The sequence below is a fragment of the Kitasatospora sp. NPDC041988 genome (genome assembly GCF_055588525.1).
The window spans coordinates 114681-137589 of the sequence record NZ_JBVJCO010000025.1 but is presented as its reverse complement, the minus strand read 5'-3'; the positions used below and the strand labels follow the sequence as shown (position 1 = coordinate 137589).

General features: G+C 67.9%; 34 protein-coding genes. 1 reads left to right on the top strand and 33 read right to left on the bottom strand.

Going from position 1 to position 22909, the window contains the following annotated elements:
• Window positions 1–188: 188 nt before the first annotated feature.
• The 33 genes from truA to ACZ6NC_RS24370 all read right to left on the bottom strand — a co-directional run bounded on the left by truA (window position 189) and on the right by ACZ6NC_RS24370 (window position 20437).
• A complete protein-coding gene (truA, locus tag ACZ6NC_RS24530) occupies window positions 189–1088 on the bottom strand; it encodes a tRNA pseudouridine(38-40) synthase TruA (RefSeq protein WP_465735895.1) in 900 nt (299 codons plus the stop codon).
• Between the two features lie 92 nt (window positions 1089–1180).
• Entirely contained in the window at window positions 1181–1660 is a 480-nt protein-coding gene (rplQ, locus tag ACZ6NC_RS24525; protein ID WP_465735894.1) for a 50S ribosomal protein L17, read from the bottom strand.
• Between the two features lie 124 nt (window positions 1661–1784).
• Window positions 1785–2807, bottom strand: coding sequence for a DNA-directed RNA polymerase subunit alpha (locus tag ACZ6NC_RS24520; RefSeq protein ID WP_030055844.1), 1023 nt, complete (start codon window positions 2805–2807; stop codon window positions 1785–1787).
• Between the two features lie 143 nt (window positions 2808–2950).
• Complete coding sequence (gene rpsK / locus ACZ6NC_RS24515; protein ID WP_030232513.1) at window positions 2951–3358, bottom strand: 30S ribosomal protein S11; 408 nt, start codon at window positions 3356–3358, stop codon at window positions 2951–2953.
• Between the two features lie 72 nt (window positions 3359–3430).
• Complete coding sequence (gene rpsM / locus ACZ6NC_RS24510) at window positions 3431–3811, bottom strand: 30S ribosomal protein S13 (protein ID WP_355261344.1); 381 nt, start codon at window positions 3809–3811, stop codon at window positions 3431–3433.
• 179 nt (window positions 3812–3990) lie between these two features.
• Complete coding sequence (rpmJ, locus tag ACZ6NC_RS24505; protein WP_003956441.1) at window positions 3991–4104, bottom strand: 50S ribosomal protein L36; 114 nt, start codon at window positions 4102–4104, stop codon at window positions 3991–3993.
• 33 nt (window positions 4105–4137) lie between these two features.
• Complete coding sequence (gene infA, locus ACZ6NC_RS24500) at window positions 4138–4359, bottom strand: translation initiation factor IF-1 (protein ID WP_003956442.1); 222 nt, start codon at window positions 4357–4359, stop codon at window positions 4138–4140.
• A 182-nt stretch (window positions 4360–4541) separates the two neighbouring features.
• Window positions 4542–4967 carry a large conductance mechanosensitive channel protein MscL gene (gene mscL / locus ACZ6NC_RS24495; RefSeq protein ID WP_465735893.1) on the bottom strand — a complete coding sequence of 142 codons (426 nt, stop codon included), beginning with the start codon at window positions 4965–4967 and terminating at the stop codon, window positions 4542–4544.
• A 148-nt stretch (window positions 4968–5115) separates the two neighbouring features.
• Entirely contained in the window at window positions 5116–5955 is an 840-nt protein-coding gene (gene map / locus ACZ6NC_RS24490; RefSeq protein WP_465735892.1) for a type I methionyl aminopeptidase, read from the bottom strand.
• Window positions 5956–6085: 130 nt separating this feature from the next.
• The gene (locus ACZ6NC_RS24485; protein WP_465735891.1) at window positions 6086–6739 is read right to left on the bottom strand and encodes an adenylate kinase; all 654 of its coding nucleotides are present in this window, start codon (window positions 6737–6739) and stop codon (window positions 6086–6088) included.
• Window positions 6739–8049: a preprotein translocase subunit SecY gene (gene secY, locus ACZ6NC_RS24480; protein WP_465735890.1), complete on the bottom strand. Its 1311-nt coding sequence runs from the start codon at window positions 8047–8049 to the stop codon at window positions 6739–6741. The genes ACZ6NC_RS24485 and secY overlap by 1 nt, the downstream gene beginning before the upstream one ends.
• A gap of 320 nt (window positions 8050–8369) precedes the next feature.
• Window positions 8370–8822, bottom strand: coding sequence for a 50S ribosomal protein L15 (gene rplO / locus ACZ6NC_RS24475; RefSeq protein WP_465735889.1), 453 nt, complete (start codon window positions 8820–8822; stop codon window positions 8370–8372).
• A 1-nt stretch (window position 8823) separates the two neighbouring features.
• Window positions 8824–9006, bottom strand: coding sequence for a 50S ribosomal protein L30 (gene rpmD / locus ACZ6NC_RS24470; protein ID WP_030300409.1), 183 nt, complete (start codon window positions 9004–9006; stop codon window positions 8824–8826).
• Entirely contained in the window at window positions 9006–9629 is a 624-nt protein-coding gene (gene rpsE / locus ACZ6NC_RS24465) for a 30S ribosomal protein S5 (protein WP_030055834.1), read from the bottom strand. The genes rpmD and rpsE overlap by 1 nt, the downstream gene beginning before the upstream one ends.
• 48 nt (window positions 9630–9677) lie before the next feature.
• Entirely contained in the window at window positions 9678–10061 is a 384-nt protein-coding gene (gene rplR / locus ACZ6NC_RS24460) for a 50S ribosomal protein L18 (RefSeq protein WP_209414075.1), read from the bottom strand.
• 3 nt (window positions 10062–10064) lie between these two features.
• Window positions 10065–10604 (bottom strand): 50S ribosomal protein L6, encoded by a 540-nt coding sequence (gene rplF, locus ACZ6NC_RS24455; protein ID WP_465735888.1) that lies wholly within the window; start codon window positions 10602–10604, stop codon window positions 10065–10067.
• Between the two features lie 22 nt (window positions 10605–10626).
• Window positions 10627–11034 carry a 30S ribosomal protein S8 gene (rpsH, locus tag ACZ6NC_RS24450; protein WP_030232489.1) on the bottom strand — a complete coding sequence of 136 codons (408 nt, stop codon included), beginning with the start codon at window positions 11032–11034 and terminating at the stop codon, window positions 10627–10629.
• A 268-nt stretch (window positions 11035–11302) separates the two neighbouring features.
• A complete protein-coding gene (locus ACZ6NC_RS24445; protein ID WP_030393303.1) occupies window positions 11303–11488 on the bottom strand; it encodes a type Z 30S ribosomal protein S14 in 186 nt (61 codons plus the stop codon).
• Window positions 11489–11492: 4 nt separating this feature from the next.
• Window positions 11493–12062, bottom strand: a complete 570-nt coding sequence (rplE, locus tag ACZ6NC_RS24440; RefSeq protein WP_030300393.1) for a 50S ribosomal protein L5 — start codon at window positions 12060–12062, stop codon at window positions 11493–11495.
• Entirely contained in the window at window positions 12062–12373 is a 312-nt protein-coding gene (gene rplX / locus ACZ6NC_RS24435) for a 50S ribosomal protein L24 (protein WP_030055828.1), read from the bottom strand. The genes rplE and rplX overlap by 1 nt, the downstream gene beginning before the upstream one ends.
• A gap of 15 nt (window positions 12374–12388) precedes the next feature.
• Window positions 12389–12760, bottom strand: coding sequence for a 50S ribosomal protein L14 (gene rplN / locus ACZ6NC_RS24430; RefSeq protein WP_030393301.1), 372 nt, complete (start codon window positions 12758–12760; stop codon window positions 12389–12391).
• Between the two features lie 102 nt (window positions 12761–12862).
• Complete coding sequence (rpsQ, locus tag ACZ6NC_RS24425; RefSeq protein WP_030055826.1) at window positions 12863–13135, bottom strand: 30S ribosomal protein S17; 273 nt, start codon at window positions 13133–13135, stop codon at window positions 12863–12865.
• Window positions 13135–13359 (bottom strand): 50S ribosomal protein L29, encoded by a 225-nt coding sequence (rpmC, locus tag ACZ6NC_RS24420; protein WP_063348970.1) that lies wholly within the window; start codon window positions 13357–13359, stop codon window positions 13135–13137. Before rpmC ends, rpsQ begins: the two co-directional genes overlap by 1 nt.
• A complete protein-coding gene (rplP, locus tag ACZ6NC_RS24415; RefSeq protein ID WP_030393299.1) occupies window positions 13359–13778 on the bottom strand; it encodes a 50S ribosomal protein L16 in 420 nt (139 codons plus the stop codon). The genes rpmC and rplP overlap by 1 nt, the downstream gene beginning before the upstream one ends.
• A 4-nt stretch (window positions 13779–13782) precedes the next feature.
• Window positions 13783–14604: a 30S ribosomal protein S3 gene (gene rpsC, locus ACZ6NC_RS24410; protein WP_209414069.1), complete on the bottom strand. Its 822-nt coding sequence runs from the start codon at window positions 14602–14604 to the stop codon at window positions 13783–13785.
• Window positions 14604–14951, bottom strand: a complete 348-nt coding sequence (gene rplV, locus ACZ6NC_RS24405) for a 50S ribosomal protein L22 (RefSeq protein ID WP_045304593.1) — start codon at window positions 14949–14951, stop codon at window positions 14604–14606. The genes rpsC and rplV overlap by 1 nt, the downstream gene beginning before the upstream one ends.
• Window positions 14952–15001: 50 nt before the next feature.
• Window positions 15002–15283, bottom strand: coding sequence for a 30S ribosomal protein S19 (gene rpsS / locus ACZ6NC_RS24400; RefSeq protein ID WP_030055821.1), 282 nt, complete (start codon window positions 15281–15283; stop codon window positions 15002–15004).
• Between the two features lie 11 nt (window positions 15284–15294).
• Window positions 15295–16131, bottom strand: a complete 837-nt coding sequence (gene rplB / locus ACZ6NC_RS24395; protein ID WP_063348968.1) for a 50S ribosomal protein L2 — start codon at window positions 16129–16131, stop codon at window positions 15295–15297.
• A 43-nt stretch (window positions 16132–16174) separates the two neighbouring features.
• Window positions 16175–16492, bottom strand: a complete 318-nt coding sequence (gene rplW / locus ACZ6NC_RS24390; protein WP_030280768.1) for a 50S ribosomal protein L23 — start codon at window positions 16490–16492, stop codon at window positions 16175–16177.
• Complete coding sequence (gene rplD / locus ACZ6NC_RS24385; protein ID WP_396321461.1) at window positions 16492–17169, bottom strand: 50S ribosomal protein L4; 678 nt, start codon at window positions 17167–17169, stop codon at window positions 16492–16494. The genes rplW and rplD overlap by 1 nt, the downstream gene beginning before the upstream one ends.
• 4 nt (window positions 17170–17173) lie before the next feature.
• The gene (rplC, locus tag ACZ6NC_RS24380) at window positions 17174–17821 is read right to left on the bottom strand and encodes a 50S ribosomal protein L3 (RefSeq protein WP_360184161.1); all 648 of its coding nucleotides are present in this window, start codon (window positions 17819–17821) and stop codon (window positions 17174–17176) included.
• Window positions 17822–17835: 14 nt separating this feature from the next.
• Window positions 17836–18144, bottom strand: coding sequence for a 30S ribosomal protein S10 (rpsJ, locus tag ACZ6NC_RS24375; protein ID WP_012785157.1), 309 nt, complete (start codon window positions 18142–18144; stop codon window positions 17836–17838).
• Window positions 18145–18631: 487 nt separating this feature from the next.
• Window positions 18632–20437, bottom strand: coding sequence for a hypothetical protein (locus ACZ6NC_RS24370; RefSeq protein ID WP_465735887.1), 1806 nt, complete (start codon window positions 20435–20437; stop codon window positions 18632–18634).
• A gap of 623 nt (window positions 20438–21060) precedes the next feature.
• Between ACZ6NC_RS24370 and ACZ6NC_RS24365 the strand changes: the two genes are divergently transcribed.
• Window positions 21061–22800: a hypothetical protein gene (locus ACZ6NC_RS24365; protein WP_465735886.1), complete on the top strand. Its 1740-nt coding sequence runs from the start codon at window positions 21061–21063 to the stop codon at window positions 22798–22800.
• Window positions 22801–22909 lie beyond the last annotated feature (109 nt).

Here is a 22909-nt window from a genome sequence, read left to right as displayed (position 1 = left end):
GGGGGGGGGGGGGGGGGGGGGGGGGGGGGGCCCCCCCCCCCCCCCCCCCCCCCCCCCCCCCCCCCCCCCCCCCCCCCCCCCCGGAACGGCTGAAGGGGTCCGCCCGGTCGACCAGACCGGGCGGACCCCTTCGTTGCAGACCTAGGCAGCCGTCCGACTCGAACAGCCCGGGCTGCCCCGCCGTCCGATCAGACCGTCGCCCGGTCGGCACCGGGCAGCGTGCGCATCCGCCGGGCGGCCCGGTTGCGCTCGGCGAGCTGGTCGTCCGGCGGGTAGCCGACCTCCTCCAGCGTCAGCCCGTACGGCCGGATCACGTTGACCGCGGAGTTGCGCACCCCCCCGGCCAGCACCTCCCCGGGGAAGTCCACCGGCCGGTGCCCGTCCCCGACCAGCAGCATCGCGCCGACCAGGGCCCGGACCATGTTGTGGCAGAAGGCGTCGGCCCGGACGGTGGCGACCGCGAGCGAGCCCTCCTGCGCCGCGTAGCCGTCCACCGGGACGCGGTCCCAGTGCAGCTCCAGCAGGGTGCGGATGGTGGTCGCGCCCTCGCGCTTCTTGCAGTACGCCGCGAAGTCGTGTTCGCCGAGCAGCAGCTTGGCGGCCTCGTTCATCCGGTCGACGTCCAGCGGCCGGTCGTGCCAGAGCACGTGCCCGCGCAGCAGCGGGTCGACCCCGCCGGGGTGGTCCGCGACCCGGTAGGCGTACCGGCGCCAGACCGCCGAGAACCGGGCGTCGAAGCCGGTCGGCGCCTCCCCCACCCGGTAGATCCGGATGTCACCGGGCAGCCGCCCGGCCAGCCTGCGCAGCAGCTTCCCGCCGTGCTCGGCCCAGAGCTCCTCCGGGAGGTCGACGTGGGCGACCTGACCGCGCGCGTGCACCCCGGCGTCGGTGCGCCCTGCGACCGTCAGCGGGTACGACCCGGGGCTGCGGGTGACGATCTGCAGCGCGCTCTCGATCTCCTCCTGCACGGTCCGGCGGCCACCGCGCTGGCGGGCCCAGCCGGAGAACTCGGCGCCGTGGTAGGCGAGGTCGAGCCGGATCCGGACGTGCCCGTCGGCCGGGCCGTCCTTCACGGGGGGCTGCTCCACGCAATCGTTGGCCACTGCTACTACTCCCAGGGGATAAGGAACGGGCCCGCTCCCCCACGAATGGGAGAACGGGCCCGCAACACCTAAAGGTGTCAGGCCTGCTCGGCCTCGACGACCTCGTCGGCCTTGGTCTCCTCGACCTTGGCCGCCTCGGCCTCCTTGACGGCGCGCTTGGTGGCGCCCTCGGCCTCGCCGACGGCGGTCTGCGCGACGGTCAGCGCCTCGACCAGCTCGATCACGGCCATCGGGGCGTTGTCGCCACGACGGGGACCGATCTTGGTGATACGGGTGTAGCCACCCGGGCGGTTCTCGTAGCGCGGCGCGATCTCGGTGAAGAGGGTGTGCAGCACCGAGATGTCGGTGATGGTCTTGCGCACCAGGCGACGGTTGTGGATGTCGCCCTTCTTCGCCTTGGTGATCAGCTTCTCCGCCAGCGGGCGCATCCGACGGGCCTTGGCCTCGGTCGTGGTGATGCGGCCGTACTGGAAGAGCTCCCGGCACAGACCGGCGAGCAGCAGCGGCTCGTGGTGCGGGCCGCCGCCGAGGCGGGCACCCTTGGTGGGACGCGGCATGGATTACTCCTTGAATCTCCGACTACGGCCGTATCAGGTACCGCAGCGGGCGTACGAGCACTGTGCCCGCACGACTTTCCTGGTGGCGGGGCGGCTCCGGAGGAACCGCCCCGACCCCAAACTCTTAGTACTGCTCGGTCTCCGCGTAACCCGCGTCGTCCAGGTCGTCGGCGCCGAAGGCGTCGGCGGCGGCGGTCGGGTCGAACCCGGGCGGGCTGTCCTTGAGCGCCAGGCCCATGCCGGCCAGCTTCGCCTTGACCTCGTCGATCGACTTCGCACCGAAGTTGCGGATGTCGAGCAGGTCGGCCTCGGAGCGGGCGACGAGCTCACCCACGGTGTGGATGCCCTCGCGCTTGAGGCAGTTGTACGACCGAACGGTGAGCTCCAGCTCCTCGATCGGCAGCGCCAGGTCGGCGGCCAGGGCGGCGTCCGTCGGGGACGGGCCCATGTCGATGCCCTCGGCGTCGATGTTCAGCTCGCGAGCGAGACCGAACAGCTCCACCAGGGTCTTGCCGGCCGAGGCCATGGCGTCACGCGGGCGCATGGCGGGCTTGGTCTCGACGTCGACGATCAGCTTGTCGAAGTCGGTCCGCTGCTCGACACGGGTGGCCTCGACCTTGTAGGTGACCTTCAGCACGGGGCTGTAGATCGAGTCGACCGGGATGCGGCCGATCTCCTGGCCGGAGGCCTTGTTCTGGACGGCGGAGACGTAGCCGCGACCGCGCTCGACGGTCAGCTCCATCTCCAGCTTGCCCTTGCCGTTCAGCGTGGCGAGGACCAGCTCGGGGTTGTGCACCTCGACACCGGCCGGCGGGGCGATGTCGGCGGCGGTGACCACACCCGGGCCCTGCTTGCGCAGGTACATCACGACCGGCTCGTCGTGCTCCGAGGAGACGACCAGCTGCTTGATGTTGAGGATGAGGTCGGTGACGTCCTCCTTGACGCCCGGCACGGTGGTGAACTCGTGCAGGACACCGTCGATGCGGATGCTGGTGACAGCGGCACCCGGGATCGACGACAGGAGGGTGCGGCGCAGGGAGTTGCCGAGGGTGTAGCCGAAGCCCGGCTCGAGCGGCTCGATCACGAACCGCGAGCGGAACTCGTCGACGACCTCTTCGGTCAGCGAGGGACGCTGAGCGATCAGCATGTTTTCAGATCCTCCAGTTGTCTTCGGCACCCACTATTTGATGCCGAACAGAACCAGCGTACGGGGTCCCGAAAACAGTGACCATTCACTGCGCAGGACCCCGTACGCGGTTTAAAGCAACACCGATGCCCGAAGGCGCTGCGTCAGACGCGGCGGCGCTTCGGCGGACGGCAGCCGTTGTGCGGGGTGGGGGTGACGTCCTGGATCGAGCCGACCTCCAGGCCGGTGGCCTGGAGCGAACGGATCGCGGTCTCGCGGCCGGAGCCCGGACCCTTCACGAAAACGTCGACCTTGCGCATGCCGTGCTCCTGCGCGCGACGGGCAGCGGCCTCGGCGGCCATCTGCGCGGCGAACGGGGTGGACTTGCGCGAGCCCTTGAAGCCGACGTGGCCGGCAGAGGCCCAGGAGATCACGTTGCCCGCGGGGTCGGTGATCGAAACGATGGTGTTGTTGAACGTGCTCTTGATGTGCGCGTGGCCGTGAGCGACGTTCTTCTTTTCCTTGCGGCGGATCTTCTTCGCGCCGGCAGCCTGACGACCCTTGGGGGGCATAAGTCTGTTCTCCTACTGAGGTGGTCGGTCCGCTGACCCGCGGGCCGGAGGGATGTCCGGTTACGGGACGGACTACTTCTTGCCCGGCTTCTTCTTGCCGGCAATCGCGCGACGCGGGCCCTTGCGGGTACGCGCGTTGGTGTGGGTGCGCTGACCGCGGACCGGGAGGCCACGGCGGTGACGCAGACCCTCGTAGCAGCCGATCTCGACCTTGCGGCGGATGTCGGCGGCCACCTCACGGCGAAGGTCACCCTCGACCGTGTAGTTGGCGTCGATGTACTGGCTCAGCTTGACGAGGTCGTCCTCGGAGATGTCGCGAACGCGGACATCCGGGCTGACACCGGTCTCGGCCAGGGTCTGCTGGGCGCGGGTACGGCCGATGCCGTACACGTACGTAAGGGCGATCTCGATCCGCTTCTCACGGGGGAGATCAACGCCGGCGAGGCGTGCCATTCAAGGCTCCTGTGGTTCTTCAGAGGTCTTGCGTGCTACCTACTCCGACACCTCACGGTGAGGGAGCCCCGGCCTCTGACCGGGGGCGGCAGTCCGTCCTGCGAAGGACGGATCGGGTAGCCCGCTTATGACGTTTTCGCGTCGCGCGAAGTACTACGAGAAATGCTGGGGGAGAGCAATCAGCCCTGGCGCTGCTTGTGGCGCAGGTTGTCGCAGATCACCATGACCCGGCCGTGACGGCGGATCACCTTGCACTTGTCGCAGATCTTCTTGACGCTCGGCTTGACCTTCATGTCTCAGGTTCTCCGGGTCTAGATCTGACGTTGTTACTTGTAGCGGTAGACGATCCGGCCGCGCGTGAGGTCGTAGGGGCTGAGCTCCACGACGACCCTGTCGTCCGGCAGGATGCGGATGTAGTGCATGCGCATCTTGCCGCTGATGTGCGCGAGGACCTTGTGACCGTTCTGCAGCTCGACCTTGAACATCGCGTTCGGAAGAGACTCGATCACGGTGCCCTCGATCTCAATGGCGCCTTGCTTCTTAGCCATGAACTGCGAGATCCACCTTCCGGGACCGGCTACCGTATGCGGCACGCTCGTGCGAACCTGGGTTCACCCCGACCCGCGAGGGAAGAGGGCGTGCTGAAGCACGCTACGAGTGAGCCGACGGTCCATCCTACGCCAGCCCGTGGGATGCGCCAAAACCGGGGCCGGGGCGTCGGCACGCGGCGTCAGCGCTGGGCGACGACGACCAGCGGCTCGACGTGCGCGGTGCAGGCCGAGCAGCGGCGGGCGGCCTCGGGGATCTCGGTCAGGCACTCGGGGCAGGGGCGCTTCGGGGTCTTCGGCTTCTTCGGCATGTACCGGGCGGTGGCCTTGGTGACAGGCAGCACGACGCAGAAGTACAGCACCGCGGCGGTCATGAAGAACGCGATCAGCACGTTGAGGAACTGCCCGTACGGGAACGTGACCCCGCCCAGGTTGGCCTTGTACGAGCTGAAGTCGCCGGCCGCGCCGACCACCACGCCCACCAGCGGGGTGAGGAAGGCCGACACGAAGCCGGTCACCACCCCGGTGAAGGCGGCACCGATGACCACACCGACCGCCATGTCGACCACGTTGCCGCGCATCATGAAGTCGCGGAATCCCTTGAGCACTGCACTCTCCTGCCGTTCGAAGCCGCTGAAGCCACTGCCAGCCGATAAAAATAGGACAAAAGCCCTGGAGGTCCAAACCTCCAGGGCTCTGATCCCTTGTCAGACGCGGCAGTCGACCGCCTCGACCACCACGCCGACGGCTGCGTTCCTAGGCCAACGGGTCCGGAGCCGCGGTGATGCCCAGCTTCGCCAGCTCGGCCTTGCCGCCGTCGAAGGCGGTCAGCACCAGCGGGCCCTGCTCGGTCACGGCCACCGAGTGCTCCCAGTGCGAGGCCCAGGTGCCGTCGTTGGTCACGACGGTCCACTCGTCCTCCAGCACGGTGGTGTGCGGGGTGCCGAGCGAGACCATGGGCTCGATCGCCAGCACGGTGCCGGGGATCAGCTTGGGGCCCTTGCCGCGGCCGCGCTCGACGTAGTTCAGCACGTGCGGCTCCATGTGCATCGCGGTGCCGATGCCGTGGCCGCCGTAACCCTCGGTGATCCCCCACTTGCCCTTGGGCGGCAGCGGCTGGCGGCGGATGAAGCCCTCGATCGCCTTGGAGACGTCGACCAGGCGGTTGCCCTTCTTCATCTGGGCGATGCCGGCCCACATCGAGCCCTCGGTGACCCTGCTCAGCATCTCCACCTCGGGCCGGACCTCGCCGACCGCCACGGTGATCGCCGCGTCGCCGTGCCAGCCCTCCAGGATGGCGCCGCAGTCGATCGAGATGATGTCGCCCTCCTGCAGCACCCGGTCGCCGGGGATGCCGTGGACGACCTCGTTGTTCACCGAGGCGCAGATCACCCCGGGGAACCAGAGCCCGCCGTGGTGGGCGCGGAAGTTCGAGGTGGCGCCGTGGTCGGTGATGACCTTGTCGGCGACGTCGTTGAGCTCCTGGGTGGTCACCCCCGGAGCGACCGCCTCGCGGCAGGCCTTCAGCGCCTCGGCGACGACCAGCCCGGCCGCTCGCATCTTCGCGATCTGCTCGGGGGTCTTGATCTCCACCATCTGGTCACGCCTTCCTTGGGTTCCCGCCCGGTCCTTGCCGGGCGGCCGTGCACTCGTTCCACCGTACGACGCCGTACGGCCGCGCTGCCCCGGGGAAGGGGAGCGCGGCCGTACGTACGTGTCCGAAAACTCAGCTGTCCTGCTTCAGCGCCTCGATCGCGCGCTGGGTGACCTCGTCCACCTTGCCGAGGGCCGGGATCGTCGCCACCAAGCCCTGCTGGGCGTAGTAGTCGATGATCGGCTCGGTCTCCGTGTGGTAGACCTCCAGGCGCGTGCGCACCTTCTCCTCGGTGTCGTCCGAGCGCTGGTACAGCTCGCCGCCGCACTCGTCGCAGACGCCCTCGGTCTTCGACGGGTTGTAGTCCACGTGGAACACGTGGCCGCCGTCGTTGCGGCAGAGCCGCCGGCCGGCGATGCGCCGGACGACCTCGTCCTCGGGGACCTCCAGGTCCAGCACGCCGTCCAGCTTGATGCCCTGCTCCGCGAGGAACTCGTCCAGCGCCTTGGCCTGGCCGAGGTTGCGGGGGAAGCCGTCGAGCAGGAAGCCCTTGGCGGCGTCGGGCTGGAGCATGCGGTCCTTGGCCATCCCGATGGTGACCTCATCCGGCACCAGGTGACCCGCGTCCATGTAGCTCTTGGCCTCGAGCCCCAGCGGGGTGCCCTGACCGATGTTGGCGCGGAACAGGTCACCGGTGGAGATGTGGGGGATGGACAGGGTCTTGGCGAGCAGGTGCGCCTGAGTACCCTTCCCGGCCCCGGGAGGCCCGACGAGGACGATACGCATCAGCGGAGGAACCCTTCGTAATTGCGCTGCTGGAGCTGGCTCTCGATCTGCTTCACAGTTTCGAGTCCGACGCCGACGACGATGAGAACACTGGTGCCGCCGAACGGGAAGTTGGTCTGCTGTCCGAAGGCGACCAGGGCGATCATCGGGATCAACGCGATCAGGCCCAGGTAGAGCGAACCCGGCCACGTGATGCGGGTGAGCACGTAGTTCAGGTACTCGGCCGTCGGTCGGCCGGCCCGGATGCCCGGGATGAACCCACCATACTTCTTCATATTGTCGGCAACTTCTTCGGGGTTGAAGGAGATGGCGACGTAGAAGAAGGCGAAGAAGACGATCAGCAGGAAGTAGGTGGCCATGTAGACCGGGTGGTCACCCTTGACGAAGTTCGTCCTGATCCAGGTCGCCCAGCCCGCCTGGCTGTTGGTCAGCTGGACCACCAGGGCGGGGATGTACAGCAGGGACGAGGCGAAGATGACCGGGATGACACCGGCCTGGTTCACCTTGAGCGGGATGTAGGTCGAGGTGCCGCCGAAGGCCCGGCGGCCGATCATCCGCTTCGCGTACTGGACGGGGATCCGGCGCTGGGCCTGCTCCACGAAGATGACCAGCATCACAACGATCACGCCGACCGCGACCACGGAGAGGAACTCGACCCAGCCGCCGCCGATGGTGCCGGAGGTCTTGATCCCCCACATCGAGGACGGGAACTGCGCCGCGATCGAGGTGAAGATCAGCAGCGACATGCCGTTGCCGATGCCGCGGTCCGTGATCAGCTCGCCGAGCCACATGATGAACGTGGTGCCGGCGGTCATGGTGAGCACCATGACGGTGATCCGGAACACGCTGGTGTCCGGCACGACCTGGTTGCCCACCGGGCAGTTCGAGAAGAGCGCGCCGCTGGAGGCCGTCGCCACGATGCCGGTGCCCTGGAGCACGGCGAGCGCGATGGTCAGGTACCGGGTGTACTGGGTGATCTTCGCGGTGCCGGCCTGCCCCTCCTTCTTCAGCGCCTCGAGTCGCGGGATCACGACGGTGAGGAGCTGGAGGATGATGCTGGCGGTGATGTACGGCATGATGCCGAGCGCGAAGATCGTCAGCTGGAGGAGCGCGCCACCGCTGAACAGGTTGACGAGCCCGAACAGACCGCTGTTCTTGGACGCCTTCACACAGGCGTTGACGGCCTGGAAGTCCACCCCGGGTACCGGGATGTGCGAACCCAGCCGGAACAGCACCATGATGCCCAGCGTGAACAGCAGCTTCTTGCGCAGGTCGGGCGTCTGGAACGCCCGCGCGAACGCACTGAGCACGGTGCCTCCTGCGCCTCCCGCGCGTCGTCGGCGGGAGGGTCGGTCCTGAATGGGGAGTTTTCGGTTCGGGCCCCCGTACAGACGGCACAGGCGAGCCTACGCGCAGCCTACAAGGGAACTCCACGGACTCTAACAGTGCGCAGCCACTCGAAAGAAGCGCGTACGGCCCCTCCCCCACTCACGGGGTACGGGATGCCCGGGTTTGCCACACAAAAGAACGAGGCCCGCACCTACCGGGGAGCGGGCCGGAATGGCGGCGGGAAAAGCACGAGCCCCGCACCTCCCGGAGGAGGTGCGGGGCTCGTGGGAAGTCAGCGGGCTCAGACGAGCTCGGTGACGGTACCGCCGGCGGCGGTGATCTTCTCGGCGGCGGCGCCGGAGACGGCGTCAACCGTCACCTGCAGGGCCACCGAGATCTCGCCGGTGCCGAGCACCTTGACGAGGGAGTTCTTGCGAACCGCGCCCTTGGCGACCAGGCCCTCGACAGTGACCTCGCCACCCTGCGGGTAGAGCTCGGCCAGCTTGTCGAGGTTGACAACCTGGAACGTGATCTTGAACGGGTTCTTGAAGCCCTTCAGCTTCGGCAGGCGCATGTGGAGCGGCATCTGGCCACCCTCGAAGCGCTGCGGAACCTGGTAACGGGCCTTGGTGCCCTTGGTACCACGACCGGCGGTCTTACCCTTGGAGCCTTCACCACGACCGACACGGGTCTTGGCGGTCTTGGCACCCGGGGCGGGACGCAGGTTGTGCACCTTGATCGGCGAGTCAGCCATCTCAGTCCACCTCCTCGACCGTGACGAGGTGACGCACGGTCTGGGCCATCCCGCGGATCTCGGGACGGTCCTCCTTGACGACCACATCGTGCATGCGCTTCAGACCCAGCGAGCGCAGCGTCTCGCGGTGGTTCTGCTTGCTGCCGATGTAGGACTTGGTCTGCGTGATCTTCAGGCGAGCCATCAGGCGCTCACCCCTGCAGCACGAGCCCGCAGCAGAGCGGCGGGAGCCACGTCCTCCAGCGGCAGGCCACGACGCGCGGCGATCTCCTCGGGGCGCACGAGGCCCTTCAGAGCGGCCACGGTGGCGTGCACGATGTTGATCGCGTTGTCGGAGCCGAGCGACTTCGACAGGATGTCGTGGATACCGGCGCACTCCAGCACGGCACGCACCGGGCCACCGGCGATAACACCGGTACCGGGGGCAGCCGGCTTCAGGAGCACGACGCCGGCAGCCTTCTCGCCCTGGATCGGGTGCGGGATGGTGCCCTGGATACGGGGGACCTTGAAGAAGTTCTTCTTGGCCTCCTCAACACCCTTGGCGATGGCGGCCGGAACCTCCTTCGCCTTCCCGTAACCGACACCCACGGTGCCGTCACCGTCGCCCACCACGACCAGCGCGGTGAAGCTGAAACGACGACCACCCTTGACAACCTTGGCGACACGGTTGATCGCAACGACACGCTCGACGTAAGCGGTCTTCTCGACGGCGGGGGCGTTACCCCGGTCGTCACGCTTACGGTCGCGCCGCTCGCCACCGCCGGTGCCGCCGCCGGCGCCGCTACCGCGGCGCTGGGGTCCAGCCATTGGAATTACCTCTCTCGATTACGTCCGTCGACTGAGCCGACGAGCGGCTTAGAAGTCGAGCCCGGCCTCACGGGCAGCATCGGCCAGAGCGGCGATGCGGCCTGCGTACCGGTTGCCCGCGCGGTCGAAGACGACCGACTCGATGCCGGCGGCCTTGGCGCGCTCGGCGACCAGGCTCCCGACCTTCTTGGCCAGCTCGGTCTTGTCGCCCTCGACGCCCTTGATGGACACGTCGAGAGTGGACGCCGACGCCAGGGTGTGACCCTTGGCGTCGTCGATGACCTGGGCGACCATGTGACGGTTCGAGCGCGTCACGACGAGGCGCGGACGCACCTCGGTGCCGACGACGCGCTTGCGAACGCGGATCGCGCGGCGCTTGCGAGCGGCGCTCTTGTAGGCGTTGCCCTTGCCGATCTTGACAGAGACGCTCATCGCTTACTTACCACTCTTTCCGACCTTGCGGCGGATGACCTCGCCCGCGTACTTGACGCCCTTGGCCTTGTACGGGTCGGGCTTGCGCAGCTTGCGGATCTTGGCGGCGACCTCGCCGACCTTCTGCTTGTCGATACCGTCCACGTGGAACTTGGTGGCCGACTCGACGACGAAGGTGATGCCCTCAGGGGCCTCGACCAGGATCGGGTGGCTGTAGCCCAGCTGGAACTCCATGTCGGAGCCCTTCGCCAGAACTCGGTAGCCGACGCCGCTGATCTCCAGCGACTTGCGGTAGCCCGCGGTCACGCCGGTGATCATGTTCGCCACCAGCGTGCGGGAAAGGCCGTGGAGGGCCTTCGACAGACGCTCGTCGTTGGGGCGGGTGACGAGCAGCGTGCCGTCCTCGCCCTTGCCGATCTCGATCGGCGCGGCGACGAGGTGGGTGAGGGAGCCCTTCGGGCCCTTCACCGAGACCGCCTGGCCATCGATGGTGACGTCCACGCCGGCGGGAACCGGGATGGGCAGCCGTCCAATGCGCGACATTGCTGTACCTCCGTTTCCCGAATTACCAGACGTAGGCGAGAACTTCTCCGCCTACGCCCTTCTTGGCAGCCTGCTTGTCGGTGAGGAGACCGGAAGACGTGGAGATGATCGCCACGCCCAGGCCGCCGAGAACCTTCGGCAGATTGGTGGACTTTGCGTAGACCCGCAGGCCCGGCTTGCTGATCCGCTTGATGCCAGCGATCGAGCGCTCACGGTTGGGGCCGAACTTGAGCTCGATGGTCAGCTTCTTGCCGACCTCGCCCTCGACGGGCTCCTCAACCTTGTAGGAGGAGATGTACCCCTCCTGCTGCAGGATCTGGGCGACGTGCGCCTTGATCTTGCTGGCCGGCATCGCCACGGTGTCGTGGTACGCCGAGTTCGCGTTACGCAGACGCGTGAGCATGTCTGCGATGGGGTCGGTCATGGTCATGATGGCCTCAGGCCTCTCTCGCCGTGGTTTCTCCGCGCCAGGTCCCCCTGCCGCACTCCGAGGAGTGCGGCAGGGGCACAGACGCAGGGGACCTGCGGCGTCGTAAGACTGGGTGCGAGCCCTCCGAAGAGGGTCGACGGCAGCTATGGAGCTCCCGCGACAGGGGGCCCGACCTCACTACCTTACGGGATTCCGTACGTAGCCCCAAAAAGGGGCGCTGTGGGATCGGGCACACCTGCTTCGCTATGGCGTTACCGCGAGGTCCTGACTACCAGGAGCTCTTGGTCACGCCCGGCAGCTCGCCGCGGTGGGCCATCTCACGGAGGCACACACGGCAGAGGCCGAACTTGCGGTACACCGAGTGCGGACGACCGCAGCGCTGGCACCGGGTGTAGGCCCGGACGCCGAACTTCGGCTTCCGCTCGGCCTTCGCGATGAGGGACTTCTTCGCCATTGGCTCACGCCTCCTTGAACGGGAAGCCCAGAGCACGCAGGAGCGCCCGGCCCTCGTCGTCGGTCTGAGCGGTGGTCACGACGGTGATGTCCATACCGCGCTGACGGTCGACCTTGTCCTGGTCGATCTCGTGGAACATAACCTGCTCGGTCAGACCGAAGGTGTAGTTGCCACGGCCGTCGAACTGCTTGGGGGAGAGACCACGGAAGTCACGGATACGCGGCAGGGCCAGCGACACCAGACGGTCCAGGAACTCCCACATGCGGTCACCACGGAGGGTGACGTGGGTGCCGATCGGCTGGCCCTCGCGCAGCTTGAACTGCGCGATGGACTTGCGAGCCTTGGTCACGGCCGGCTTCTGACCGGTGATCGCGGTCAGGTCGCGGATCGCGCCCTCGATCAGCTTGCTGTCACGGGCGGCCTCGCCGACACCCATGTTGACGACGACCTTGACCAGGCCGGGCGTCAGCATGACGTTCTCGTACGAGAACTGCTCCTGCAGCTGACCCTTGATCTCGGAGTTGTAACGCTCCTTGAGACGGGGGGTCACCTTCTCAACAGACGTCTCAGACATCAGATGTCCTCACCGGTTCGCTTGGCAACGCGGATCTTGTTGCCCTCGTCATCGAAGCGGTAGCCCACGCGGGTGACGACCTTCTTGCCGTCCTTCTCCACGACCAGCTGGACGTTGGAGACGTGCACCGGGGCCTCGACGGTGACAATGCCACCCTGAGTGCCCGGACCCGGCTTGGTGTGCTTCTTGACCCGGTTCACACCCTCGACCAGGACCTTGTTCTCGGCGGGCATGGCCTGGATGACCTTGCCCTGCTTGCCGCGGTCCTTGCCGGTGATGACCTGGACCAGGTCACCCTTCTTGATCTTCATGCTGTTCGCCATGGGTTAGAGCACCTCCGGCGCAAGCGAGATGATCTTCATGAACTTCTTGTCGCGCAGCTCGCGGCCCACCGGGCCGAAGATGCGGGTACCGCGGGGGTCACCGTCGGTGTTCTTGAGAACGACAGCGGCGTTCTCGTCGAACCGGATGTACGAACCGTCGGGACGACGGCGCGACTTCACGGTACGGACGACGACGCACTTGACGACGTCACCCTTCTTCACCGAACCGCCGGGGATCGCGTCCTTGACGGTGGCGACGATGACGTCCCCGATACCGGCGTAGCGGCGACCGGAGCCACCGAGAACGCGGATGCAAAGGATTTCCTTCGCGCCCGTGTTGTCGGCGACACGCAGTCGCGACTCCTGCTGGATCACAGCTTTCTCCTGATCGTCAACGAGAGCTGACGGGCCGGCCGCTGCTCACACCAGCGCCCGCAAGGGGCCTGGTGCACATACGGCCGTACCGCATCAACTTCGTTACTTGGCCTTCTCGAGGATCTCGACGACGCGCCAGCGCTTCGTCGCGGACAGCGGGCGGGTCTCCGCGAGGAGGACCCGGTCGCCGATGCCGCAGGCGTTCGCCTCGTCGTGCGCCTTCAGCTTGTTCGTACGGCGGATGACCTTGCCGTACAGCGCGTGCTTGACGCGGTCCTCGACGGCGACGACGACGGTCTTGTCCATCTTGTCGCTGACGACGAGGCCCTCACGGGTCTTGCGGAAACCGCGCGTCTCGTTGGTGTTCTCAGTCATCAGGCGTTCTCCACCGTCTCGATGCCCAGCTCGCGCTCGCGCATCAGGGTGTAGATCCGCGCGATGTCCTTACGGACGAGCTTGAGCCGTCCGTGGTTGTCGAGCTGCCCGGTCGCCGCCTGGAAGCGGAGGTTGAACAGCTCCTCCTTGGCCTCACGGAGCTTGGCAACGAGACCCTCGTTGTCCAGCTCGCGGAGGTCAGCAGCCTTGGTGCCGGCCGACATCAGCTCTCACCTGCCTCGCGCCGGATGATCCGGCACTTCATCGGGAGCTTGTGAGCTGCGCGGGTCAGCGCCTCACGAGCCACCTTCTCGTTGGGGTACGACAGCTCGAACATGACCCGACCCGGGTGCACGTTCGCGATCCACCACTCGGGCGAACCCTTACCGGAACCCATGCGGGTCTCGGCCGGCTTCTTGGTGAGCGGACGGTCCGGGTAGATGTTGATCCAGACCTTGCCGCCACGCTTGATGTGACGGGTGACGGCGATACGAGCGGACTCGATCTGCCGGTTCGTCACGTAGGCCGGGGTGACGGCCTGGATGCCGTACTCGCCGAAGGCGAGCTCGGTGCCACCCTTGGAGGCGCCACGGCGCTTGGGGTGGTGCTGCTTGCGGTGCTTGACCCGACGGGGGATCAGCATTGGGTCAGGCCTCCGTTCCGGTGTTCTCGGCAGCCGGAGCCTCGGTCACCGGGGCCGCGGGGGCCTCGGCGGCGGGACGACGGCCACGGCCACCACGCTCGCCGCCACGGCGCTCGCCACCGCGGGCGGGACGACCACCCTCGGGACGGGCCGGACGGTTGCCCGAGCGGGCAGCGGCGTTCTCAGCGCGGACCTCGGCGATGTTCTTGACATCACCCTTGTAGATCCAGACCTTCACACCGATACGGCCGAAGGTCGTCTTGGCCTCGAAGAAGCCGTAGTCGACGTTCGCGCGCAGGGTGTGCAGCGGCACACGGCCCTCGCGGTAGAACTCCGAACGGCTCATCTCGGCGCCGCCGAGACGACCGGAGCACTGGACCTTGATGCCCTTGGCGCCGGACTTCATGGTGCCCTGCATCGACTTGCGCATGGCACGGCGGAAGGAGACGCGGGAGGACAGCTGCTCCGCGACGCCCTGAGCCACGAGCTGGGCGTCCAGCTCGGGGTTCTTGACCTCGAGGATGTTCAGCTGGACCTGCTTGCCGGTCAGCTTCTCGAGGTCGCCGCGGATGCGGTCGGCCTCGGTGCCACGGCGGCCGATGACGATGCCGGGGCGGGCGGTGTGGATGTCAACGCGGACGCGGTCGCGGGTGCGCTCGATCTCGACCTTGGAGATGCCGGCGCGCTCCATGCCCTTCGTCATCATGCGACGAATGGCGACGTCTTCCTTGACGTAGTCCTTGTACAGCTTGTCGGCGTACCAGCGGGACTTGAAGTCCGTGCTGATGCCGAGGCGGAACCCGTGCGGGTTAACCTTCTGGCCCATTACCGGGTCCCTTCCTTGCTGCTGACGACCACGGTGATGTGGCTGGTCCGCTTGCGGATCCGGTAGGCACGGCCCTGGGCGCGCGGACGGAACCGCTTCAGGGTCGGGCCCTCGTCAACGTACGCCTCGCTGATGACGAGGTCGTCCACGTTGGAGTGGTTGTAGTTGTGCGCGGCGTTGGCAATGGCGCTGTCGAGCACCTTGCCGACCGGCACGGTCGCGGCCTGCGGAGCGAAACGCAGGACCGCCTGGGCCTCCGTGGCGTTCAGGCCACGGATGAGGTCCACCACGCGGCGGGCCTTCATGGGCGTGACGCGGATGTACCGCGCCTGGGCCCTGGCTTCCATGGTTGTCCCCTTGCTGGTGTCAGTCATTGAGTCGGTAATCTCGCCGGCGACTAGCGACGCTTCGACTTGCGGTCGTCCTTGACGTGACCGCGGAAGGTACGCGTCGGCGCGAACTCGCCGAGCTTGTGGCCGACCATCGACTCGGTGACGAACACCGGGACGTGCTTACGGCCATCGTGCACCGCGATCGTGTGGCCGAGCATGGCCGGGAAGATCACGGAGCGACGGGACCAGGTCTTGATGACGTTCTGGGTACCCGCCTCGTTCTGCGCGTCCACCTTCTTGAGAAGGTGGCCGTCAATGAAGGGGCCCTTCTTGAGACTGCGCGGCATCTGACCTGCTCCTAGCGCTTCTTGTTGGTCTTGCGGCGGCGCACGATGAGGGCGTTCGAAGCCTTCTTCGGGCTACGAGTGCGACCCTCCTTCTGGCCCCACGGCGAGACCGGGTGGCGACCACCGGAGGTCTTACCCTCACCACCACCGTGCGGGTGGTCGATCGGGTTCATGGCCACACCACGCACGGTCGGGCGAACGCCCTTCCAGCGCATACGGCCGGCCTTGCCCCAGTTGATGTTCGACTGCTCGGCGTTGCCGACCTCGCCGACGGTCGCGCGGCAGCGCGCGTCGACCAGGCGGATCTCACCGGAGGGCATGCGCAGGTGCGCCATCTTGCCCTCACGCGCCAGCAGCTGAATGCCGGCACCGGCGGAGCGGGCCATCTTGGCACCGCCACCGGGACGCAGCTCCACCGCGTGGATGGTCGTACCGACCGGGATGTTGCGAAGCGGCAGGTTGTTACCGGGCTTGATGTCGGCGCCAGCGCCGTTCTCGATCCGGTCACCCTGCGCGATGCCGCGCGGCGCGATGATGTAGCGCTTCTCGCCGTCCGCGTAGTGCAGGAGCGCGATGCGCGCGGTGCGGTTCGGGTCGTACTCGATGTGCGCGACCTTGGCCGGCACGCCGTCCTTGTCGTGACGACGGAAGTCGATCACGCGGTAGGCGCGCTTGTGTCCGCCACCCTGGTGACGAACGGTGATCCGACCGGCGTTGTTACGGCCGCCCTTGCTGTGCAGGGGGCGAACCAGCGACTTCTCCGGCGTGGACCGCGTGATCTCTACGAAGTCGGCCACGCTGGAGCCACGACGGCCCGGCGTAGTCGGCTTGTACTTGCGGATGCCCATTTGGCTCTCTCGTCCTCGTCCTTATCGACGATCACGATCTCCGTTAGGAGACCGGACCACCGAAGATGTCGATGCGGTTGCCCTCGGCCAGCGTCACGATGGCGCGCTTGGTGTCCTTGCGCTTGCCAAAGCCCGTCTTGGAGCGCTTGCGCTTGCCCTGACGGTTGATCGTGTTGACAGCCTCGACCTTGACCGAGAAGACCGCCTCGACGGCCTGCTTGATCTGGGTCTTGTTGGCGCCCGGCGACACGATGAACGTGTACTTGTTCTCGTCGAGAAGGCTGTAGCTCTTCTCGGAGATGACCGGCTTCACCAGGACGTCACGGGGGTCCGTGAACGTCTTGCTCGTAACGTCGCTCATCAGGCGGCGCTCCCTTCGAGCTCGCCCTCAGCGGCAACGGCCTTGGCGGACGCGGCCGGACCGGCCACGAAACGCTCGAAGGCGGCCTGGGTGAAGACCACATCGTCGGAGACGAGCACGTCGTAGGTGTTCAGCTGACCGGCGTCCAGGATGTGCACGTTCGGCAGGTTGCGAGCGGACTTGAGGCCCAGCTCGTCCGCGCGCTCGACGACCAGGAGGACGTTCTTGCGCTCGGTGATCTTGCCGAACAGGCTCTTGGCGGCCTTGGTCGACGGCGCCTCGGTCGCGGTCACGTCGGTGATGACGTGGATGCGGTTGTGGCGGGCCCGGTCGGTGAGCGCACCGCGCAGGGCGGCGGCGATCATCTTCTTCGGGGTCCGCTGCGAGTAGTCGCGCGGCACGGGACCGTGCACAACGCCACCGCCGGCGAACTGCGGCGCACGGGTCGAGCCCTGACGGGCGCGGCCGGTGCCCTTCTGGCGGTACGGCTTCTTGCCGCCGCCGCGGACCTCGCCACGAGTCTTGGTCTTGTGGGTGCCCTGACGGGCCGCAGCGAGCTGCGCCACGACGACCTGGTGCATCAGCGGAACGCTGACCTTCGCGTCGAAGATCTCGGCCGGCAGCTCAAGGCTGCCGGTCTTGTCGCCCGAGGGCGACAGGATGTCAATGGTGCTCATATCCTCACAGCCCCTTCGCCGCGGTGCGGACGAGGACGAGGCCGCCGTTCGGGCCCGGGATTGCGCCCTTGATCAGGAGCAGCCCCTTCTCCGCGTCAACGGCATGGATGGTCAGGTTCTGGGTGGTCACACGCTCGTGGCCCATCCGGCCGGCCATCCGTACGCCCTTGAACACACGACCCGGGGTGGCGCAGCCACCGATCGAGCCGGGCGAGCGGTGCTTGCGCTGCACACCGTGACCGGCGCCGAGGCCCCGGAAGTTGTGGCGCTTCATGACACCGGCGAAGCCCTTGCCCTTGGAGGTGCCGGTCACGTCGACCTTGACACCCGCCTCGAACAGCTCCGCGGTGATCTCCTGGCCCAGGGTGTACTCGGACGCGTCCGAGGTACGGAGCTCGACCAGGTGGCGACGCGGGGTGACACCGGCCTTGGCGAAGTGACCCGCGAGGGGCTTGTTCACCTTGCGGGGGTCGATCTCGCCGAAGCCGATCTGGACGGCGTCGTAGCCGGCCGGGCTGTCGGCGGTGTGGACCTGGGTCACGACATTGGGCCCAGCCTTGACGACGGTCACCGGAACGATCCGGTTGTTCTCGTCCCAGACCTGGGTCATGCCGAGCTTCTCGCCCAGGATGCCCTTAATCTGCTTAGCCATCTTCGGTGTGCCTCTCAGAGCTTGATCTCGATGTCGACACCAGCCGGCAGGTCGAGACGCATCAGCGAGTCAACCGTCTTCGGCGTGGGGTCGAGGATGTCGATCAGACGCTTGTGAGTGCGCATCTCGAAGTGCTCGCGCGAGTCCTTGTACTTGTGCGGCGAGCGGATGACGCAGTACACGTTCTTCTCAGTGGGCAGCGGCACCGGGCCCGCGACCTGCGCACCAGTGCGAATGACGGTCTCGACGATCTTCTTCGCCGAGGAGTCAATCACCTCGTGGTCGTAGGCCTTGAGCCGGATGCGGATCTTCTGTCCCGCCATGGCTACTCAGTAGTCCTTTGTGTCGTCTGCTGCTTCTACGGCCGGATTCATCCAGGTGGACTGTGTCCGGTGGTGCCCCTGGGTGGTTACCTCCGACCCCCGCGCTCGGGCGTGTCGCCCTGTCGCTTGCAAAAAATCCGACACGAGGTTTCCCTCTGCGGATTTCCCACGGGATCGGTGAGGTCTTGCACCCACCAGGCGCCGGATCGAGGCCCCGCCCACGCTTCCCGGAAGATTCCCGTACGTCCGCCCCGCAGCTGCCGCGGTGTCGATTTCACACCACTGCATTCACATACTTCACGTGAACACATGAACGGCCATCACGGGAACGACGAGTACTTGGGACTCGCTTCCAGTCCTCCCGGCGGGAGGCGCGCAGCATCGGCACTCAACCGAGCAACTTGGACATACTGCCACATGGAGCAGCAACAAAGCCAATCGGGGCCGGTGAGGTCTCCCTCACCGGCCCCGGTCCCGCCCGTGCGGACTACTTGTTCTGTTCCTTCAACCAGGGGGCCTGCCGGCCGCAGACCGCCGGCCAGTCCTCGGTGCTCACGTTGGCGCACCAGATGAAGCCCTTGTCCGTCTCCGGCTTCCAGTCCTTCGTGATGATGTCCGCGCACTTCGCCACCGGGGAGAACTTCGGGCAGGTGCCGTCCTTCTTCTTGATCGTGTGAGCCCGCCAGGCGTCCAGGCCCATGCTGTTGGTGGACTCCGCCTGCGGCATGTAGCGGTCCACCGACCAGGAGGCACCCATCGTCGCGAACAGGGCCATCGCGCAGATCAGGCCGGCGGCCAGCTGCCGGGTGACCCGGCGCGGGATGGCCGGCCCGTCGGCCGTGCGACCGCTGGAGCGCAGAGTCCGTTCCAGCCAGCCGGCGCCGCGCTCCAGGCCGGCCATCAGCCCCACCACGGCGAGGATCAGCAGGCAGTACATGATGATCCAGGTGGTCCGCGGGTACAGCTGGATCATCTGGGAGTGCGCCATGTGCGAGGCGAACCAGAACCGCAGCAGCCAGGCTCCGGCCAGCACCGCCGCCGCCACCCGGACCACCATGTTGCGCAGGCCCAGGCCCACTCCGATGCCGACCGCCGCGATCAGCATGATCGCGAAGCCGGTCTGGCCGGCCAGCTCGCCCGACTGCGGCCAGTTGTGGTAGGTCAGCTGGCCGTTGCGGTCCGACATCCAGCCGAGCACGTACGCCGGGTCGACGTAGTTCACGATGTAGGCGTACCGGTCCGGGGTGTCGGCGCCGAGCTTCACGATCTGGTAGAGCAGCGGGGAGCCGATGGCCCCGGCGGTCACCACGGTCGTGGCCAGGAACAGCAGGCCCCGGCGGACGGTCTGCCGGCCGCGCCGCCACGGGAAGACGAAGAGGGTCAGCAGGAACACGCCCGGCGCCGACCACAGGTACCAGCCCGAGTACCAGAGGAACAGCACGCCGAAGACGATGCCGAAGCCCGCGCCGCGCAGCAGCAGCGACCGGGTCGACAGCTCCCCCGCCCGGCGCAGCTCGCGCAGGCAAGCCGCCAGCAGCGGCAGCAGGACGATCATCGTCACGTGGCTGTACGGGCGGATCGGGTCCAGGAACACCAGCGCGGACGGGACGGCGATGGCCAGCGCCCAGAACGGCCGCAGCATGAGCCGCCAGGCCAGGTAGCTCATCGGTCCGACCAGGGCGCTGCAGACGATCTGCAGGTCGTGCAGGGCGAAGCCGGCGCCGCCGACCCCGCCGTAGCGGATCTCCGACCAGAGCGCCACGGCCGCCGGGAAGAGCGGCGGGTAGACGCCGGAGATCCCCTTGTCGTGCATCATCGACGTGGCCATGTCGACCAGCACACTCGGGTCGCCCTCCTGCCCGCCGAGCGGCCAGGGGGTGCCGCGCAGGGCGACGACCACACCGCCGGCGACGACGCCCGTCGCCAGGCCGGCCAGCGCCGCGCAGACCAGCCGCTGGACCAGCCCGTGCCGGCGCAGTCCGCCCCGGTAGGCGGTGTAGACCAGCACCGCCAGAATCGGCAGGCCGATCATCGCCGCGTACTGCTGGATCTTGGCCAGGCCGCTGACCTGTCCGATCCGGTTCAGCGGGTTCACGCTGATGTGCCGGCAGAGCAGGGTGAAGCCCAGGGCCGCCACCACGCTGACCAGGACCTCACCGGCCACCAGCACCCAGCGGCGATCGATCCACCGGGCGCCGGGCGAGCCGGCCGCCGCGCCGTCGGAGCGGGTCGTGCCGCTCCCGTCGGGGGAAAGCTCCGATCCGCTGGGCCGGTCGGTTGCCAGATCGGTCATGTCGCTTCACTTCCATAGGGCTGCGGAGGTCTGCTGAGCGGTGCCGGGCAGGTTCGGCTCTGTGGACAGTACCGCCCGGTGAAAGCGTGCCGGGACACCACTGCCGGAACCGGCGCCGTGGGTGCTTCGGCCGGCGGGGCGGGACACCCCGAAGCCGGGCTGCCGACGCATACCGCATAGATATACCCCACCCACCGGCGAAAGGCATATGCAGTTCACCGTCATATTGAGCCGCGGCCGGGCCGCAACACGGGCCCGGGCTGCTAGGACGCCCGGTTCGACCCGCGGGGGAGGTCGGTATGGATTGTGGACATGTCACCACCATCCCTCCGGATCGCCACCGAAGTGTGCCATGCACCCCTGACCCGGGCCAGCGCGATCAAGGGGGCGTCAGGCCGTGATTCACACGGGGAACGCCCGCCCGGGAGGGGACCCTGACGGCTTTTCGCCAGTTTGCGCGCACTTTGCCATTCACCGGCCCCGGACCGCTCGCCCAGCAGCCAACCGGCGGGAGGTGGCGTGATCGTCCCCTGGCAGAATCAATCGAGCAAGTGAGCAACCGGCCCGAGATGATCCTGTCAGTTCGTCCCCAATCGACCGCCCCGGCCACTAAGGACCCAGTAGTGACGAGCCTCCAGACCGCGTCCGTCGCGGCCGATCACCAGCGGAGCCCGCTGCCGCAGAGGGGCGGGACGCGCAACGAGCGCGCCGGCGTCCGTCTCCTGGTAGCCGAGGCCCTGGTCGCCGTCGCGGCTTCGCTGCTGATCACCTGCCTCGCCCGGTTCATCGCGCTGGACCCGATGTCCCGGATCGGGCAGGTCAGCGGCCTCGCCGCACTGCAGCTCCAACTGCTGCTGCTGCTCGGCGTCATCCTGCTGGTCTGCATCCCGGCCATGCGCCGGTGGCCCGAAGCGCCGCTGCGGTTCGCGGCGGCGGGCGTCGCCGGGCTCGCCTCCGGCGTCACCGCGGCCGGCATCTCGCTCGCGCTGCGCGACACCACCTGGCCGCTCAACGGCCAGCGCGGCGACGCGGGCGCGCTCCAGGCGTGGGCCGGCGCCCTGATGGACGGCAAGCCGCTCGACGGCGCCTACCCCCCGATGTTCCCGCACCTGGTGGCCTGGACGGCCGAGTACCTCACCGGCGGCGACACCGGCCACTCCATGAAGCTGGTCTCCCTCCTCTTCACGGCCCTGCTCGGCCCGGTCGCCTACCTGTCCTGGCGGCTGCTGCTCCCGCCGCTGTGGGCGCTGGGCATCGGCGTCACCGCGTCGCTGCCGATGATGCAGCCCTACAAGCCGTACGCCAACCTCGTCCTGGTCGCCCTGGTACCGCTGCTCGGCAAGCTGATCCAGCTACTCCAGCGCTCCGCCGAACTCCCGCGCAGGCGCGCCGCGTTCGAGGGCGCCGCGCTGGGCCTGGCGATCGGCCTGCTGTTCATCCTCTACTCGGGCTGGTTCGTCTGGTCCGCGCTCGGCGTCATCGTGCTGGCGGTCGCGGTCGTGCTCCGGGTCCGGCGGGACGCCGGGACCCAGGCCCTGGTGACCGCGGGCACCACCATCCTCGCCACCTCCGCGGTCTTCCTCGCGGTCGCGGGCACCTATCTGGTGCGCCTGCTCTCCTCGGCCGGATCGACCGTCGACCGGTACTGCTACTTCGACACCTACGTCGAGCCGACCTACTTCGCGATGTGGCGCGACGACCTGCCGGGCTCGGACCAACTGAGCACCTGGCCGATCCCGGGCGAGCTCGGCGGGGTCGGGGTCTTCTCCCTCCTGCTGCTCGTCGGCCTCGGCTTCGCGCTGGTGCTCGGCGTCGACCGGGCCGCGGTCCTCGTCACTGCCGCCTGCGCCGGCAGCGCCCTGCTGATGCGCTACTGGTACGCCTCCCACATGGAGCGGGACCAGGCGGTCATGCTCTACCCGCGGACCAGCATCCAGCTGCTCTACTGCCTGCTCGTGCTCACCGGCCTCGCCGGCTGGCTGGCCGTCGGCCGCCGGTCGGCCCGCCGAGCGGCGGCCGGAGCCGCAGCTTCCGTTCCGCCGTTCCCGGGGCTCGCCCCGCGGGCGGTCGCGCTGGGCGTGCTCTGCTCCCTCGGCCTGCTCTTCGGGATGGCCGGCTCGGCCACCGCCGACCGGTACATGCCGAACAACCGCGGCGGCACCAGCACCGGTGACCTCGCCTGGCGGGCCCAGATCACCGCCGGCCCCGACGGAAACTGCTCCAGGTACGCACCGAACGGGCAGTGCCGGCCGCCGGTCGACGTGTCCCCGCTGATCAGGCCGGTGCCTGACCGCGGCATCCTGGACTGCATGACCGACGGTCCCTCCCCGGTCTCCGACGGCCGGCCGAAGCCGGTCCGCTGACCCGGACACGGAACGAGCCCGGGCCCCCCCCTTCAACGAGGGGGGCGAATGCCTGCCCTGGCCTGAAAAACCACCCCGCCGCCGTAACGCTCTCCATAGAGGAAGAGCG

Coding starts and splice junctions, on each gene's coding strand:
- rplQ (WP_465735894.1), bottom strand. CDS start 1,660: ATGCCGCGTCCCACCAAGGGTGCCCGCCTCGGCGGCGGCCCGCACCAC.
- ACZ6NC_RS24520 (WP_030055844.1), bottom strand. CDS start 2,807: ATGCTGATCGCTCAGCGTCCCTCGCTGACCGAAGAGGTCGTCGACGAG.
- rpsK (WP_030232513.1), bottom strand. CDS start 3,358: ATGCCCCCCAAGGGTCGTCAGGCTGCCGGCGCGAAGAAGATCCGCCGC.
- rpsM (WP_355261344.1), bottom strand. CDS start 3,811: ATGGCACGCCTCGCCGGCGTTGATCTCCCCCGTGAGAAGCGGATCGAG.
- rpmJ (WP_003956441.1), bottom strand. CDS start 4,104: ATGAAGGTCAAGCCGAGCGTCAAGAAGATCTGCGACAAGTGCAAGGTG.
- infA (WP_003956442.1), bottom strand. CDS start 4,359: ATGGCTAAGAAGCAAGGCGCCATTGAGATCGAGGGCACCGTGATCGAG.
- map (WP_465735892.1), bottom strand. CDS start 5,955: ATGGTGGAGATCAAGACCCCCGAGCAGATCGCGAAGATGCGAGCGGCC.
- ACZ6NC_RS24485 (WP_465735891.1), bottom strand. CDS start 6,739: ATGCGTATCGTCCTCGTCGGGCCTCCCGGGGCCGGGAAGGGTACTCAG.
- rplO (WP_465735889.1), bottom strand. CDS start 8,822: ATGGCTGACTCGCCGATCAAGGTGCACAACCTGCGTCCCGCCCCGGGT.
- rpmD (WP_030300409.1), bottom strand. CDS start 9,006: ATGGCTCGCCTGAAGATCACGCAGACCAAGTCCTACATCGGCAGCAAG.
- rpsE (WP_030055834.1), bottom strand. CDS start 9,629: ATGGCTGGACCCCAGCGCCGCGGTAGCGGCGCCGGCGGCGGCACCGGC.
- rplR (WP_209414075.1), bottom strand. CDS start 10,061: ATGAGCGTCTCTGTCAAGATCGGCAAGGGCAACGCCTACAAGAGCGCC.
- rplF (WP_465735888.1), bottom strand. CDS start 10,604: ATGTCGCGCATTGGACGGCTGCCCATCCCGGTTCCCGCCGGCGTGGAC.
- rpsH (WP_030232489.1), bottom strand. CDS start 11,034: ATGACCATGACCGACCCCATCGCAGACATGCTCACGCGTCTGCGTAAC.
- ACZ6NC_RS24445 (WP_030393303.1), bottom strand. CDS start 11,488: ATGGCGAAGAAGTCCCTCATCGCGAAGGCCGAGCGGAAGCCGAAGTTC.
- rplE (WP_030300393.1), bottom strand. CDS start 12,062: ATGTCTGAGACGTCTGTTGAGAAGGTGACCCCCCGTCTCAAGGAGCGT.
- rplX (WP_030055828.1), bottom strand. CDS start 12,373: ATGAAGATCAAGAAGGGTGACCTGGTCCAGGTCATCACCGGCAAGGAC.
- rpsQ (WP_030055826.1), bottom strand. CDS start 13,135: ATGACTGAGAACACCAACGAGACGCGCGGTTTCCGCAAGACCCGTGAG.
- rpmC (WP_063348970.1), bottom strand. CDS start 13,359: ATGTCGGCCGGCACCAAGGCTGCTGACCTCCGCGAGCTGGACAACGAG.
- rplP (WP_030393299.1), bottom strand. CDS start 13,778: ATGCTGATCCCCCGTCGGGTCAAGCACCGCAAGCAGCACCACCCCAAG.
- rpsC (WP_209414069.1), bottom strand. CDS start 14,604: ATGGGCCAGAAGGTTAACCCGCACGGGTTCCGCCTCGGCATCAGCACG.
- rplV (WP_045304593.1), bottom strand. CDS start 14,951: ATGGAAGCCAGGGCCCAGGCGCGGTACATCCGCGTCACGCCCATGAAG.
- rpsS (WP_030055821.1), bottom strand. CDS start 15,283: ATGCCGCGCAGTCTCAAGAAGGGCCCCTTCATTGACGGCCACCTTCTC.
- rplB (WP_063348968.1), bottom strand. CDS start 16,131: ATGGGCATCCGCAAGTACAAGCCGACTACGCCGGGCCGTCGTGGCTCC.
- rplW (WP_030280768.1), bottom strand. CDS start 16,492: ATGAGCGACGTTACGAGCAAGACGTTCACGGACCCCCGTGACGTCCTG.
- rplD (WP_396321461.1), bottom strand. CDS start 17,169: ATGAGCACCATTGACATCCTGTCGCCCTCGGGCGACAAGACCGGCAGC.
- rplC (WP_360184161.1), bottom strand. CDS start 17,821: ATGGCTAAGCAGATTAAGGGCATCCTGGGCGAGAAGCTCGGCATGACC.
- rpsJ (WP_012785157.1), bottom strand. CDS start 18,144: ATGGCGGGACAGAAGATCCGCATCCGGCTCAAGGCCTACGACCACGAG.
- ACZ6NC_RS24370 (WP_465735887.1), bottom strand. CDS start 20,437: ATGACCGATCTGGCAACCGACCGGCCCAGCGGATCGGAGCTTTCCCCC.